The organism is Pseudomonas sp. GW821-FHT02A11 (genome assembly GCF_059421985.1).
Genome location: NZ_JBWKWB010000020.1, coordinates 37,266 through 51,948 on the forward strand (window position 1 = coordinate 37,266; position 14,683 = coordinate 51,948).

The 14,683-nt window shown below is 61.7% G+C and carries 8 protein-coding genes; all 8 read left to right on the plus strand.

Annotated elements, in window-relative coordinates; translation table 11 throughout:
* The first annotated feature begins 32 nt into the window (after positions 1–32).
* The 8 genes from flgG (at position 33) to AC07V9_RS22875 (ending at position 14,676) form a co-directional block, all read left to right on the plus strand.
* Positions 33–821 (plus strand): flagellar basal-body rod protein FlgG, encoded by a 789-nt coding sequence (gene flgG, locus AC07V9_RS22840; RefSeq protein WP_495017910.1) that lies wholly within the window; start codon positions 33–35, stop codon positions 819–821.
* 97 nt (positions 822–918) lie between these two features.
* Complete coding sequence (flgH, locus tag AC07V9_RS22845; protein ID WP_495017911.1) at positions 919–1,632, plus strand: flagellar basal body L-ring protein FlgH; 714 nt, start codon at positions 919–921, stop codon at positions 1,630–1,632.
* Between the two features lie 13 nt (positions 1,633–1,645).
* Positions 1,646–2,758 carry a flagellar basal body P-ring protein FlgI gene (locus AC07V9_RS22850; RefSeq protein WP_495017912.1) on the plus strand — a complete coding sequence of 371 codons (1,113 nt, stop codon included), beginning with the start codon at positions 1,646–1,648 and terminating at the stop codon, positions 2,756–2,758.
* A 24-nt stretch (positions 2,759–2,782) separates the two neighbouring features.
* Complete coding sequence (gene flgJ, locus AC07V9_RS22855; RefSeq protein ID WP_495017913.1) at positions 2,783–4,069, plus strand: flagellar assembly peptidoglycan hydrolase FlgJ; 1,287 nt, start codon at positions 2,783–2,785, stop codon at positions 4,067–4,069.
* A gap of 10 nt (positions 4,070–4,079) precedes the next feature.
* A complete protein-coding gene (gene flgK / locus AC07V9_RS22860; RefSeq protein ID WP_495017914.1) occupies positions 4,080–6,119 on the plus strand; it encodes a flagellar hook-associated protein FlgK in 2,040 nt (679 codons plus the stop codon).
* Between the two features lie 13 nt (positions 6,120–6,132).
* Positions 6,133–7,743 carry a flagellar hook-associated protein 3 gene (locus AC07V9_RS22865; RefSeq protein WP_495017915.1) on the plus strand — a complete coding sequence of 537 codons (1,611 nt, stop codon included), beginning with the start codon at positions 6,133–6,135 and terminating at the stop codon, positions 7,741–7,743.
* 117 nt (positions 7,744–7,860) lie between these two features.
* On the plus strand, positions 7,861–11,436 hold the full coding sequence (locus AC07V9_RS22870) for a glycosyltransferase (RefSeq protein WP_495017916.1): 3,576 nt from the start codon (positions 7,861–7,863) through the stop codon (positions 11,434–11,436).
* Positions 11,437–11,781: 345 nt separating this feature from the next.
* A complete protein-coding gene (locus tag AC07V9_RS22875; protein ID WP_495017917.1) occupies positions 11,782–14,676 on the plus strand; it encodes a glycosyltransferase family 2 protein in 2,895 nt (964 codons plus the stop codon).
* Positions 14,677–14,683: the final 7 nt, after the last annotated feature.

The window sequence follows — 14,683 nt, forward strand, 5'->3', positions numbered from 1 at the left end:
CGCCGACAATTCGGCGCTCGAGGAGATTAACAATGCTTCCGGCACTTTATGTGGCTAAAACCGGCCTGGCGGCTCAGGACACCAACCTGACCACCATTTCCAACAACCTGGCCAACGTTTCGACCACGGGTTTCAAAAGCGATCGCGCAGAATTCCAGGACCTGCTGTATCAGATCAAACGTCAGCCAGGTGCGCAGTCCACGCAGGACAGCGAACTGCCGTCGGGTCTGCAGCTGGGTACCGGTGTGCGCATCGTCGGCACGCAGAAGAACTTTACTGCCGGTAGCCTGCAAACCACCAACCAGCCGCTGGACATGGCGGTGAACGGTCGCGGTTTCTTCCAGATTCGCCAGCCGGACGGCACTGTCGCCTACACCCGCGACGGTACGTTCCACCTGGACCAGAACGGCCAGATCGTGACCGCAAACGGCTACGCGCTGGAGCCTGCGATCGTTGTTCCTCAGGACTCGCAGACCTTCACCGTCGGCGAAGACGGCACCGTGTCGGTGACTACTTCGACCGCCACCGCGACCCCGCAAGTGATCGGCAACATCCAGACCGCCGACTTCATCAACCCGGCCGGTCTGCAGTCGCAAGGCGGCAACCTGTACCTGGAAACCGCTTCCAGCGGCGCCCCACAAGTGGGTACACCCGGCCTGAACGGTCTGGGCGTGGTCAAGCAGAACACCCTGGAAAACTCCAACGTCAGCACCGTTGAAGAGCTGGTGAACATGATCACCACTCAGCGCGCCTACGAGATGAACTCCAAAGTGATCTCCACCGCCGACTCGATGCTGCAGTACGTCACGCAGAACCTGTAAGCGGAAACTGAACGACCTGATGTCCTGTAACGAAACACCTGATCAATCCGATGGGGCGCCTGAAAAACGCCTGCTACACCGCGAGGTTTTAAGTGTCATGAAACGGCTTTCTGTACTGCGGCTTTCCCTGTTGGCAGCACCGCTTTGCGGTATCGCGCTGTTGACCGGTTGCGTTGCGCCTTCGGCCAAACCCAATGACCCTTACTACGCGCCGGTGCTGCCACGAACGCCGCTGCCTGCAGCGGCCAACAACGGCTCGATCTATCAGGCCGGTTTCGAGCAGAACCTGTATGGCGACCGCAAGGCGTACCGGGTCGGTGACATCATCACCATCACCCTGTCGGAGAAAATGGCTGCCAGCAAGGCCGCCAACTCCAGCCTGAGCAAGACCAGCAAGACCAGTCTCGGCCTGACTTCGCTGTTCGGCGCCGGGGTGAGCACCAACAACCCGGTGGGCGGCGGCGACCTGAGCCTGGACGCCGGTTACAGCGGTGATCGCGCCACCAAGGGCGCCGGTACCGCGGCGCAGAGCAACACCCTGACCGGCTCGATCACCGTGACCGTGGCCGATGTCATGCCCAACGGCATCCTGTCGGTACGTGGCGAGAAGTGGATGACCCTCAACACCGGTGACGAACTGGTGCGTATCGCGGGCCTCATCCGTGCCGACGACATCGCCACCGACAACACCGTATCGTCCACGCGCGTGGCCGATGCACGCATCACGTATTCCGGTACAGGGGCATTTGCCGATACCAGTCAGCCAGGCTGGTTCGACCGATTCTTCCTGAGCCCCTTGTTCCCTTTCTGATACCGGGATAGCCATGATCACGTTCAAGCAACTGATAGCGGCAGCGTTGCTCTCTCTCACGGCGGTCGGCGCAGCACAGGCCGAACGTCTGAAGGACATCGCCAGCATTTCCGGCGTGCGCACCAACCAGTTGATCGGTTACGGTCTGGTGGTGGGTCTGAACGGCACGGGTGACCAGACCACCCAGACCCCGTTCACCCTGCAGACCTTCAACAACATGCTGTCGCAGTTCGGCATCAAGGTGCCAGCCGGCTCCGGCACCGTGCAGCTGAAGAACGTCGCCGCAGTGGCGGTGTATGCCGACCTGCCGCCGTTCGCCAAGCCCGGTCAGCAGATCGACATCACCGTGTCGTCCATCGGTAACTCGAAAAGCCTGCGTGGCGGTGCGCTGTTGATGACCCCGATGAAGGGTATCGACGGCAACGTCTATGCGGTCGCTCAGGGCAACCTGGTGGTTGGCGGTTTTGACGCTGAAGGCCGTGACGGCTCCAAGATCACCGTCAACGTTCCGTCCTCGGGGCGCATCCCGGGTGGTGCGTCGGTTGAACGCGCCGTGCCGAGCGGCTTCAACCAGGGCAACTCGTTGACCCTGAACCTGAACCGCAACGATTTCACCACCGCCAAGCGCATCGTCGACAAGATCAACGACATGCTCGGCCCAGGCGTAGCCCAGGCCGTGGACGGCGGTTCCGTGCGTGTCACCGCGCCGCTGGACCCTAACCAGCGCGTCGATTATCTGTCGGTGCTGGAGAATCTGGAGATCGATCCGGGCCAGACTTCGGCGAAAGTCATCATCAATTCGCGGACCGGCACCATCGTCATCGGCCAGAACGTCAAGGTGTCGCCAGCGGCTGTGACCCACGGCAGCCTGACCGTGACCATCACCGAAGACCCCGTGGTCAGCCAGCCGGGTGCGTTTTCCAACGGCCAGACCGCCGTTGTGCCGCGTTCCAAGATCAATGCCCAGCAAGAGCTGCACCCGATGTTCAAGTTCGGTCCTGGCACGACTCTTGATGAGATCGTTCGGGCCGTCAACCAAGTGGGCGCAGCACCCGGCGACTTGATGGCGATTCTCGAAGCACTGAAACAGGCTGGCGCACTGCAAGCCGACCTGATCGTGATTTAAGACTTTCGGTTTAAAGGAACGGGCATGAGTATTCCAAGCGGCGGTACCAGCAATGTCGATTCGGGGGCGTATACCGACCTCAATCGTCTGGCCGCCTTGAAGAACGGCGACCGCGAAAGCGATGCGAACCTCAAGAAGGTGGCGCAGGAATTCGAGTCGCTGTTCGTCAGCCAGATGCTCAAGGCCATGCGTTCGGCCAACGAAGTGCTGGCCAAGGACAACCCGATGAACACCGCTGCCACTCGCCAGTATCAGGACATGTACGACCAGCAGCTGGCCGTGAGCATGTCCCGGGAGGGCGGGGGTATTGGTCTGCAAGACGTGCTGATGCGTCAGCTATCCAAGACCAAGACCTCTGAAGTGGCGCCGGCCACCCTCACCAACGGCGCCACCGCAGCCAGCGGCACGCCTGCTACCGACAGCACTGCGCAGTCGCAGACCGCGCTGGCCACCCGTGTGGCTCAGCGTCCCTTGTGGGCGACCCGCTCGGTGTCAGCCCCTGCTGCGTCCGCCGATGGCACGCCGCACAACGACGTGGCTGCGCTCAATTCCCGTCGCCTGGCGCTGCCAAGCAAGCTGACCGACCGGATCATGGCCGGCATCGTGCCGAACACCGCGGGCACTCAGGACGCCGCCTCCGGCGCGACCACCCTGAAGAACCGCATCGCTGTGTCCAGTGCTGTCAACGCCGCGAAAAAGGCAGGCAGCGCCGGCAATGGGGACTGGACCATCGGCCCGGAATACGCAGCGCAAGCCGACGCTTATGTGCGCAATCGCGTACAGACCCCGCTGGCACCGGCCAAGGCGGCGTTCACCAGCGCCGACGATTTCGTCAACACCATGCTGCCGCTGGCCAAGGATGCTGCGGCGCGTATCGGTGTCGACCCGAGCGTGCTCGTGGCCCAGGCCGCGCTGGAAACCGGCTGGGGCAAATCGATCATGCGTCAATCCGATGGCAGCAGCAGCCACAACCTGTTCGGCATCAAGGCCCAGGGCGGCTGGCGCGGGCCTGAGGCGCGTGCGATCACCAGCGAGTTCCGCGACGGCAAGATGGTCAAGGAAACGGCGGACTTCCGTTCCTACGATTCCTACGCCGACAGCTTCCACGACCTGGTGAGCTTCCTGCAGAACAACAATCGCTATCAAGCCACGCTCAAATCGGCCGATAACCCGGAACAGTTTGTGAAAGAGCTGCAGAAGGCCGGTTACGCCACGGACCCGGACTACGCGAGCAAGATTTCTCAGATAGCGAAACAGATGAAGAGTTACCAGAACTACGCAGCCGCATCGGGCTCTTCCACGACTTTATAAGGTTTGAACCATGTCACTGATTTCAATTGGGCTTTCAGGGCTGAACGCCAGCAGTGCCGCGATGACCACCATCGGCAACAACACTGCAAACGTTGATACGCTGGGCTACTCGCGCCAGCAAGTGATGACCACTGCCGGTGTGCAGCAGAATATCGGCGTCGGTTTCATCGGCACCGGTACCACGCTGTCTGACGTGCGTCGGATCTACAACAGTTTCCTCGACACCCAATTGCAGACCAGTACCTCGCTCGACTCCGATGCCCAGGCGTATCTCGGACAGGCCAGCAAGCTGGACAAGATCCTGTCGGACAGCTCGACCGGTATCAGCACCGTGCTGGGCAATTTCTTCACTCAGATGCAAGCGCTGTCGAACAAGCCGACGGACTCGGCTGCGCGGCAGAATTTTCTGACCAGCGCCCAGGCGTTGTCGGCGCAGTTCAACAGCATCTCGCAGCAGATGAAAGACCAGAACGCCGGGATCAATAACCAGTTGAGCTCGGTGGCCGGGCAGGTCAACGCGCTGGCGTCGTCCATTGCCGACCTGAACAAGCAGATTACCCAGTCGACGGCCACTGGCAACCAGCCCAACTCGTTGCTCGACGCCCGCAACGAAGCCGTGCGTCAGCTCAACGAGCTGGTAGGTGCCAAGGTCGTAGAGACCAACGGCAACTACGATGTCTACATCGGTACCGGCCAGCCACTGGTGACCGGCAGCAAGGCCAACACTCTGAGCGCCGTTCCCAGCGACAGTGATCCGAACGTCTATGCGCTCAAACTCAATTATCAGAACAGCGACGTCGACGTGTCCGGTGTCGTGACGGGCGGCACCCTCGGTGGCCTGCTGCGTTATCGCAGTGACGTGCTGCAGCCGGCGGCGAACGAACTGGGTCGACTGGCCCTGGTGGCCTCCGACCAGATCAATCAGCAGTTGAACCAGGGCGTGGACGCCAACGGCAACTTTGGCTCTGACCTGTTCACCAGTATCAACGACGCAAGCCTTGTCGCTCAGCGCAGCATTGCCACCCGGGGCAACAGCGCGGGTTCCGGCAACCTGAACGTGACCATCTCCAACACGGGCGCGCTGACCACCAATGATTACCAGGTGACGTTCAGCAGCGCCACTGGCTACAGCGTCAAGCGCCTGCCGGACGGCAAGGACATGGGTAGCTACGACACCGGTACAACGCCGCCACCGGTCATCGATGGCTTCTCGTTGGCGCTCAGCGGTAGCGTGCAGGCTGGCGACAGTTTCAAGGTCAGCCCGACCGGTAATGCCGCGAGCGGCATCAAGACGGTCATGACCGATGCGAAAAGCATCGCCACCGCTGGGCCGTTGACCGGCTCGGCAGGGGTGAGCAAAGGCACCGGTGCCTTCACCCAGCCGACACTGGCCACCCAGGTCGACATCTACAACAGCACCGCGACCACCGATTTGCGTAACGCGCTGAAATCGTCCACGCCGATGCGCATTCTGATGGGTGATGTCCAGCCTGATGGATCACAGCCGTACACGCTGCTGGACGCCTCTGGCAATGCTGTCAAGGACGCGTCGAACAATCCGGTCACAGGCTTCATCGTGCCCGGAGCCAAGAACGATTTGAGCCTGGAGGTGGGGTATACCGATTCTGCGGGCGCTACCCAGTCGTACAAGATCAGCCTGACCGTTTCAGGTTCGCCCGACAGTGGTGACACCTACAGCATCGGCGTAACCGGCGCAGGTTCGTCCGACAACCGCAACGCCGAGTCCGTAATGGGTCTGCAAACCAAGCAGACGGTCGATACTGCTTCAGGTGGCACGGGTATGAGCCTGAGCGGCGCCAACAGCAGCATGATTACCACGGTCGGCTCCAAGGCAGCCCAGGCCAAGAATGACGCCACCGCGACCACCGCCGTGCTGACTCAGGCCAAAGGCGCGCGGGACAGTGTGTCGGGCGTTTCGCTGGATGAAGAAGCGGCCAATCTGGTCAAGTACCAGCAGTATTACACCGCCTCGTCGCAGATCATCAAAGCGGCTCAAGCCATCTTCAGCACGCTGATCAACAGTCTTTAAGGAGTCGTAAACCATGCGTATTTCCACGACCCAGTTTTACGAAACCAGCGCGGCGAACTATTCGCGTACCTACGCCAACGTCACCAAGACCGGTGATGAGGTGGCCAGTCAGGTCAAGCTCAACACCGCCGCCGATGACCCGGTCGGCGCCGCCCGTGTGCTGCAATTGCAGCAGCAGGGCACATTGCTGAACCAGTACAAGTCCAACATTGACACGATCAACACCGGTGTCGTGAACTCTGAAACCGCGATGACGGCCATCACGTCGGCGATTCAGCGCGCCCAGGAACTGACCCTCTCAGCGGGCAACGCGACGTTCACCGACAAGGACCGTCAAGCCAATGCCGCCGAGCTCAAAGAGCTGCAAACCCAGATCCTCGGCCTGATGAACAGTCAGGACGCCAATGGCAACTACATTTTCTCGGGTTCCAAGGCCAACACCCCACCTTATGTGGTCAACCCGGATGGCAGCTACAGCTACCAGGGCGACCAGACCCGCAATATGGTGGCGATCGGCAACGGCATAACCATGGCTACCAACACCACCGGTTGGGATGCCTTCGAACAGGCAGTCAACACCACCCGCACCTCGACCACGCTGGTTTCGCCGGCCACCAACGACGGCATGATTTCCCTGTCGGGCGGCAGTGTCAGCAACAGCACCACGTACAACAACCAGTTCACCGCAGGTCAGCCGTATACCATTTCGTTCACCAATGGGTCGCAGTACAAGATCCTCGACAAGAACAACGTCGATGTCACTGCTGACGCGACGGCGGCCGGTAATTTCAGCACCACCAGCAGCGCCAACCAGAGCATCACGTTCCGTGGTCTGGAGCTGAACCTGAACATCAACCTGACCAGCGCTCAGTACTCGACGCCAGGCGCTGCCGACGCCGCGATGACGGCGTCGCCGCACACCTTCCAGCTGGCCGTTTCGCCGAGCAGCGTCAGCACCGCGCGCCTGCCGGGTAACCCTTCGACTACGGTCGTCACAAGCTCTACGGTCACCGATCAGGCCACGTTCGACAAGACGTTCCCCAATGGCGGTGCGGTACTGCGTTTTACCAGCGCCACCGCCTATGATCTCTACGCAGCGCCTTACGATGCAGCGACCAGCGTGCCGGTGTCCTCCGGCACGCTGACTGGCACACCTGTCGCCAACCAGGCGGTCGCGGCGGGTGTGACGTTCACCGTGAGCGGCTCGCCGCCTGCCCCGGTGGCGGGGGATCAGTTCACTGTGCAGTCCACCACCCAGCAGAGCCAGAATATCCTTAACACGCTGTCCAACGTGATCACTGCGCTCAACGGCAAGGTCGATGGTGATCCGATCGCCGCCCAGAAACTGCAGGCCACACTGACCTCGACCATCGGCAACCTGACCAGCGCCGCGAATCAGATTTCCGACGCCGTCAGTGATGGCGGTGCGCGATCGAGAACCGCGACCGATCAGGGCACCACCAACCAGACGCTGATCGACAATGGCACGACCGAGGCAGGCACCATCACGGCCTCTGACCCTGTCGACGCCATCGCACGTTTGACCCTGCAGAAAACCATGCTGCAGGCGTCGCAGTTGGTGTTTACCCAACTGTCTGCGTTGAACCTGTTCAGCAAGCTGTAAATCCGCACTGCAAGGCGGTACCGGGTTGCACCGGTACCGCCTCAAAGCCTCAACCGTTACTGTCAGCGGTTAAGTCGAGCCTTCCTGCAAGGCGACGCCCCGCTCGTGAGCCCGCCCGTGAATTCAGCCCCCCTCGTCAGCATCGTCATCCCTGCCTACAGCCCGCGTTTCTTTCGGCGAACCCTGCAAGATGCCTTGATGCAGACCTGGCAGCCGCTGGAGATCGTGGTCTGCGACGACAGCCAGGGCGATGAAATCCGGCAGATCGTCGAGCAGTTCGCCGACAGCGCCGCGGTCACCTTGCGCTATGTACGCAACCCACAACGTAAGGGGTTCGTCGGCAACCTGTTAGGGTGCCTGAACGAAGCGCAGGGCGAGTTCATCAAGTTTCTGTGCGACGACGACCGACTGTTTCCCGCTGCCGTCGCCCGGCAGGCGAACGTGCTGATCGAGCATGACGACGTGAGTCTGGTGCTTGCGCAGCGCTACTTCTGTGATCCGAACGACATCCAGTTGCCGGCCCGTATCGAGAACTGCCCGCTGGCCGAGAGCAGTTCGGTGTTCTACGGCCCGGACCTGTTGTCGGTATTTGATATTTCGCCGACCAACTTCCTCGGCGGCCTGACCAGCTCATTGATGCGGCGAAGCGATGTCGAGCGCATCCTGCCCGCGCTGCCTGAAGTCGGGAAGGGCTTCACGGCGCTGGTGGACTTTGTCCTCTACGTGTGCCTGCTCAAGCGCGGCAATATGGTCATGCTCAACGAGGTGCTGAGTGCCGAGCGCCTGCACCCGGAGCGCCTGAGCCGTCAGCAGGCTGTGCAGGACCGGGTCGACGAAGAGCGTGGCTGGCTCAAACAGATGCTCAAGGCCCGCAGCGTCGAAAATGCACCGGACCTCGGATGGGTGCGATTCGTCCCGCTGGCACAGGCCCTGGAAAGCCCCCGTGCCTGGCAGGAGCTGCCTCTGAGTCGCATGCTCGGCGACCGCCAGGCGACCCTCCCCTGGCGGGTGGGCAGCAACAGCGAAAGTTTTTCCGAGCTGTACCAGCAATGGCTGAGTTATCGCACCCTGTTTGGCGCTGAACGCCTGCGGGTGGCCGATAACGTCGCCACCTGGCGATCGCAGACCAAACTGGTGGCCGTGGTGCTCGACGAGCTCGCCAGCGCCGCTGGTGTAGCGCTGACATTGCAGAGCTTGCAAGCCCAGCTGTATCCCGCCGAGCTGACGCTGGTGCTGTCCGCCGCCTGTGACGCACCGGTATTGAACGAGCGCGTGTTTACTCTGCCGCTGCAGCCTGACTGGATAAGCCAGGTGAACGAGCTGCTGGCGCAATTGCAGCGCGCCGACTGGTTCTATCTGTTGCGTGCAGGCGATCGTCTGACCGATTGCGCACTGCTGGTGTTAGCCGAGCGCATTGCCTCATCGCCCGACGTCCTGTGCCTTTACAGCGACGAGGGTGCGTTGCACGACGGTGAGTCGGCCGAGCCGATCTTCAAGCCGGATTTCAACCTCGACCTGCTGCGCAGCTACCCCTACGTAGGTCGTACCCTGGCGTTCCAGCGCGAGGCGCTCATGCAGTTGGGGGGCTTCGATGCCGCGTTTGGCGAGCTGGCGCCTCACGATGGCATCTGGCGCCTGATCGAGGCCCACGGCGAGGTGGTCGAGCATGTCAGCGAAATCCTCGTCGAGTCCCGTCTTTCGTTTCATCAGTGGCTCAAGCTCGACGGGGTAATCGAACAAAGCGCGCCTGTCGTGAGCGCCCACTTGAGCCGCATGGGCATCGCCCATCGGCTGCACGAGACCGAAGAGCCGCTGGTCAATCAGATCGAGTACCTGAGCGCCGAACAGCCGCGCGTGTCGATTGTCATCGCCCATCGGGATCAACTGGCGGCCTTGCAGCGTTGCATCGAAACACTGCTGAGCAAGACCGCATACGCTCACTATGAAGTGCTGATCGTCGACCACGGCAGCGTCTCGGCCGAGGCTCGCGCCTGGCTAACGGACATACACCATGTGGGCGGCGACAAGCTGCGCGTGGTGCGCTGCGAAGGGGAAGACAACGGTGCGCACGTGCGCAACCTTGCCGCCGCTCACGCCCGTGGTCAGTACCTGTTGATGCTCAGTGTCTATGCTGTGATCGCAGATGCCGCCTGGCTCGATGAGTTGCTCAACCATGGTCGACGCGCAGATGTCGGCGTGGTCGGGGCCAAGCTGTTCAGCCCCGAAGGCTACGTGCTCCAGGCTGGGCTGGTACTGGGTTATCAGGGGCCTGCCGGTCCGATGTTCTATGGCGAGCCGCTGGGGGCACCGGGGCATCTGTTGCGTTTGCAGGCGACCCAGGACCTGAGCGCCGTCGGGCCTGAGTGCCTGTTGATTCGCCGGGCGTTGTTCGACGAGTTGAATGGCCTGGACAGCGCACAATTCAATGGCAGCCTGAGCGAAGTCGACCTGTGCCTGCGTGTGCGTCAGGCCGGGTATCGGGTGGTGTGGGCGTCTCGCGCCCTGCTGGCGCTCGGGGCATTGCCAGTGATCGAGCAGCAGCGTGCCAAGCAGCAGTTGCTCGAGGACCAGCACGATTTCTATCTGCGTTGGCTGCCTGTCGTTGCGCGCGATCCCGCGTACAACCCCAACCTGCGGCTGACCGGCTCGTTCTACAGCCTTGAACCTGGCCTCAAAAAGGGCTGGAACCCTTATTCGTCAAGGCGTTTACCCAATGTGCTGGCAATTCCGGTCAACAGCACGGCGGTAGGGCATTACCGAGTTTCCCAGCCGTTCCTCGAACTGGAGGCAGATGGTCGGATCGAAGGCCGCTTGAGCTACGACCTGCCGTCGATCATCGATCTGGAGCGTCAGTCCCCTGACGTGATCATCGTGCAGTGCCGCTACAGCCAAGCCTCGATCGATCAGGTCGTCACGCTGAAAACCTACTCCAACGCACGGCGTATCTACGAGCTGGACGACTACGTGCTCAGCGTGCCGAAGAAGAACGGGCACCTGCGCGGCATGCCGTCGAATATGGAGGCCATGGTTCGCCTGGGTACCAGCCTGTGCGATCGGGTCGTGGTGTCCACGCCTGCGCTGGCCGATGCGCTGTCGGGCATGCATCACGATGTCCGCGTGGTGCCGAACATGCTCGCCTCGCAGTTGTGGAGCGGGCTGAGCAGCCAGCGGCGAACATCGAAAAAACCTCGTGTCGGCTGGGGCGGGGGAACCAGCCACGGCGGTGATCTGGAGATCATTGCCGATGTGGTCCGCGAGCTGGCCGATCAGGTGGAGTGGGTGTTCTTCGGCATGTGCCCCGAGGCGCTGCGCCCCTATGTCCATGAGTTTCACCCGGCCGTCGGCCTGCATGCCTACCCCGCCAAGCTGGCGAGCCTGAATCTGGATCTGGCCCTGGCGCCGCTGGAGTACCACATTTTCAACGACTGCAAGAGCAACCTGCGTCTATTGGAATATGGGGCCTGCGGCTATCCGGTGATCTGCAGCGATACCCGGGCCTACGAAGGGTATCTGCCGTGTACGCGGGTCATCAGCAACAGCAAGGAACAATGGCTGGAGGCGATCCGCATGCACTTGGCGGACCCCGCTGCCAGCTACCGGATGGGCGATGACCTGAAGGAAATCGTGATGCGCGATTACATGCTGCATGGCGACAACCTGCAGCACTGGGTCAATGGCTGGCTCGCTGACTGAGACCCGCCTCGTTTGCCAAAGGCAGGTCTCGCCCGGGGCCTGCCTTCTTGCCTCTGCTCCCCCTATCGCATTCCTCAGAGTTGGCGTAGATCCTGCTACGTCCCCCCCATGCCGCCATAAATCGTGCAGCCCGGGCGCTTGCCCGTGCGCGCTGACAGCCCGTACGGCCAGTTTCTGTTGCGTTAAACAGGGCTACGGGCAGGGTAGGCGACAGATTTCAGGCGTTTGACGAGGGGCCTCGCACTGCCAGGCCGGGAGCTTCGGTTCCTCAGAGCATTCTTTTTTGACGCTTGGCAGGATCGCAGGAATCACGCAATGCACAGCCATCAACTTTCGGGAAACTCCATGTCGTTTGACGCGCAACTCACCCTCGTTGTCCTCACTCAAGACCGGCCGGCCTTCTTGCGTCGGACATTGCAGTACTACAGTTCGCTGCCAGCCCGCGTGCTGGTGCTCGACTCTTCCGTGCAGTCCAATGGCGATATCGCCGCGTTGTTCCCCAAGGTGGAATACCAGCACCTGCCGCAGTATGCCCAAGGCGACGCCGCGCAGAAGATCGCCCAAGGCGTGGCGGGTGTCAGCACGCCGTTCATGGCGTTCGTCGACGACGCCGACTTCCTTGTGCATCACGCGCTGGTGCAGTCCGTTGATTTCCTCACAGCGCACCCGGACTACGGCCTGTGCCACGGCTATTGCCTGATGTATGAGGCCCATGGCGATAAGGTCGAGTACCTGCGTCGTGACAAGAAGGTGCTCGAAGATTACGCCAGCGGCAGCGCCGCCGAGCGTGTCGCAAGCTTCCTGGACCAATACCTGCCGCCGTTCTACGCAGTCACGCGCACGGCGTTGCTGCAGCAGTGGTTTTCGGTATTGCCTGAAGGCACTTCGGGCGAGCTGCAGGAATTCGGCCATGCGTTTTACCTGCTGGCCAGTGCCAAGGCACGCATTCTGCCAATTCCTTACGTCGTGCGTGAGCGTGAGCATCGCTTCTGCGAACAGCAGACCCATATGTTGAAGAAACTGACCGGCACCGATCCTCAATCGGTGCTCGAGCGTCAGCAGTTCGCCAGCTTCCTGAGTGCTCTGGACACCGGGCTGAGCCCGTCAAGCGCTGCCGAAGGCATCGAGTTCGTTCAGTCGAGCTATGCGACGCTGATCACCTGCATTGAGCAACAGCACTCGCTGGCCCTGACCCCGATCCTGTCTTCGCGCTGGACCGACGTGTTCAGCCCTGTGGAGCGGCAGTTCGGTCCTCGTCAGTTTGTCGAAATGCCGTTCTACAACCAGCCGTTCTTCGACGTGCTCAGCGATATCGAGTTTCTGATCCACGCCATGCCGGCAGGCAAACAACAGCTCGAGCAGCTTGAAGGTGTCTGGGTCCATCACGACCGGCTGCTGCGCACGTACGAGAACGACAACGCCGAAACCATCGCCAACCGCCTGTGGGAAGCTATGGCGCTGAATATCTTCAACCCGCAGATCGTCGAGCCTTTGGCGGATTACGTCGCCAGTCAGGACAATCCCGAAGAAGCTGCGCAGATCGCGCAATGGCTCGAGCGGCTGACGTCGATCAACCGGGAAGATCACCGTGTGCGTTTTGCCGACATGCCGTCCGGCCGTCTGCTGCAGTGGCTCGATGCGCGCAAGCCTTCGGCCGAAGACGCCGAGGCCATTTCCCGGCGCATTGCCGCACAAGGCGCAGCGCCTCAGTTCGGCATTTTGCTGCTGGACCTCAACGATGACATGAACAAACTGCAGGTCACCCTCGACAGCCTGGTCGAAGGCCACTGCAAATCCTTCAAGGTGGTGGTCTTCACGACCGGCGAGCCGCCTGCGGCCACCAGCCTGCAAAACACGCTGCACTTCGTGCGGGTCAGCAAAAGCAACTGGGTCGAGAAAATCAATCAGGTGGTGCAACATTCCAACAGCGACTGGATGCTGCTGGGCGAGGTTGGCGATGAATTCACCCCGGGCGGTCTGTTGCGTGCTTCGCTGGAACTACAGGCCGCACCTCAGTGCCGCGCGGTATTCGCCGACGAAATCCAGCGCCTGCCCGGCGGTGCCCTGACACACGTGATGCGCCCTGGTTTCAACCTCGATTTGCTGCAGAGCAACCCGAGCCTGATGTCCCGCCATTGGCTGGTACGCCGGGACGTGTTGCTGGAGGCAGGCGGTTACTCGGCGGACTTCTCCCAGGCGCTTGAATTCGAACTGCTGCTGCGCATCATCGAACAGGGTGGCATGGGCTGGCTGGCGCACCTGGACGAGCCGCTGCTGATCTGCGATGCGCTGGCGGTCGAAGAAAACCCGCAACAGCGCCTGGCCCTGACCCGTCACTTGAGCCATCTGGGTTACAAGGCGCAGGTCATTGCCGCAACGCCGGGCACCTGGCGCATCGACTATCGCCACAGCCAGCGGCCTATGGTGTCGATCCTCCTGGGCAGCGAGGACAATCTCGCCGATCTGCAGCGTTGCCTGGCCAGCGTGACGTTGCGTACCCGTTACGTGAGCTACGAAGTGCTGATCGCCGATAACCACAGCCAGTCGGCGGAAATGATCGATTGGCTGGCGCGTCAGGAAAAAGGGCGTGTGCGGGTGATCCGTACCGCGCAGCGCCTGAGCAAGGCGGGGCTGATCAACGCAGCCCGTCAGCAGGCCAAGGGCGAATACCTGATTCTGCTGTCAGTCCACAGCGAAATCGTCGGCCCGAACTGGATCGACGCGCTGCTCAACCAGGCCATGCGCCCTGAAGTGGGCGTGGTAGGCGCCAAGCTCCTGGACCGTCAGGGCAAGGTCAGCCAGGCTGGCCTGATTCTGGGTCTGAACGGCGGCGTGGGGCCTGCGTTTGCCGGGGAGGCGAAAGACGCCGCCGGTTACCTGCATCGCCTGTTGCTCGACCAGAGTTACTCGGCCGTTTCCGACGCCTGCCTGATGGTACGGGCAGAGCTGTTCGACGCCGTGGGGGGGCTTGATGAGGCGCAGTTCGCTGACGCGTACGCCGACGTCGACCTGTGCCTGAAGCTGGGCCAGGCCGGTTATCTGACCGTTTGGACCCCGCAGGTTCAGGTGATTCACCCTGGCGCGCTGCCGGTGGCGCCCACTGAGCTGACCGCCCTGCAAACCAAGTGGGCCGACGCGTTCGCCCATGACCTGGCCTACAACAAAAACCTGCAGCTGACCGGTAGCGGGTTCTCCCTTGGCGAGGCGTCAGACGCAAGCTGGTCGCAATTGTTGGCTTAAGGCCGCT

Coding starts and splice junctions, on each gene's coding strand:
- flgH (WP_495017911.1), top strand. CDS start 919: ATGAAACGGCTTTCTGTACTGCGGCTTTCCCTGTTGGCAGCACCGCTT.
- AC07V9_RS22850 (WP_495017912.1), top strand. CDS start 1,646: ATGATCACGTTCAAGCAACTGATAGCGGCAGCGTTGCTCTCTCTCACG.
- flgG (WP_495017910.1), top strand. CDS start 33: ATGCTTCCGGCACTTTATGTGGCTAAAACCGGCCTGGCGGCTCAGGAC.
- flgJ (WP_495017913.1), top strand. CDS start 2,783: ATGAGTATTCCAAGCGGCGGTACCAGCAATGTCGATTCGGGGGCGTAT.
- AC07V9_RS22865 (WP_495017915.1), top strand. CDS start 6,133: ATGCGTATTTCCACGACCCAGTTTTACGAAACCAGCGCGGCGAACTAT.
- flgK (WP_495017914.1), top strand. CDS start 4,080: ATGTCACTGATTTCAATTGGGCTTTCAGGGCTGAACGCCAGCAGTGCC.
- AC07V9_RS22875 (WP_495017917.1), top strand. CDS start 11,782: ATGTCGTTTGACGCGCAACTCACCCTCGTTGTCCTCACTCAAGACCGG.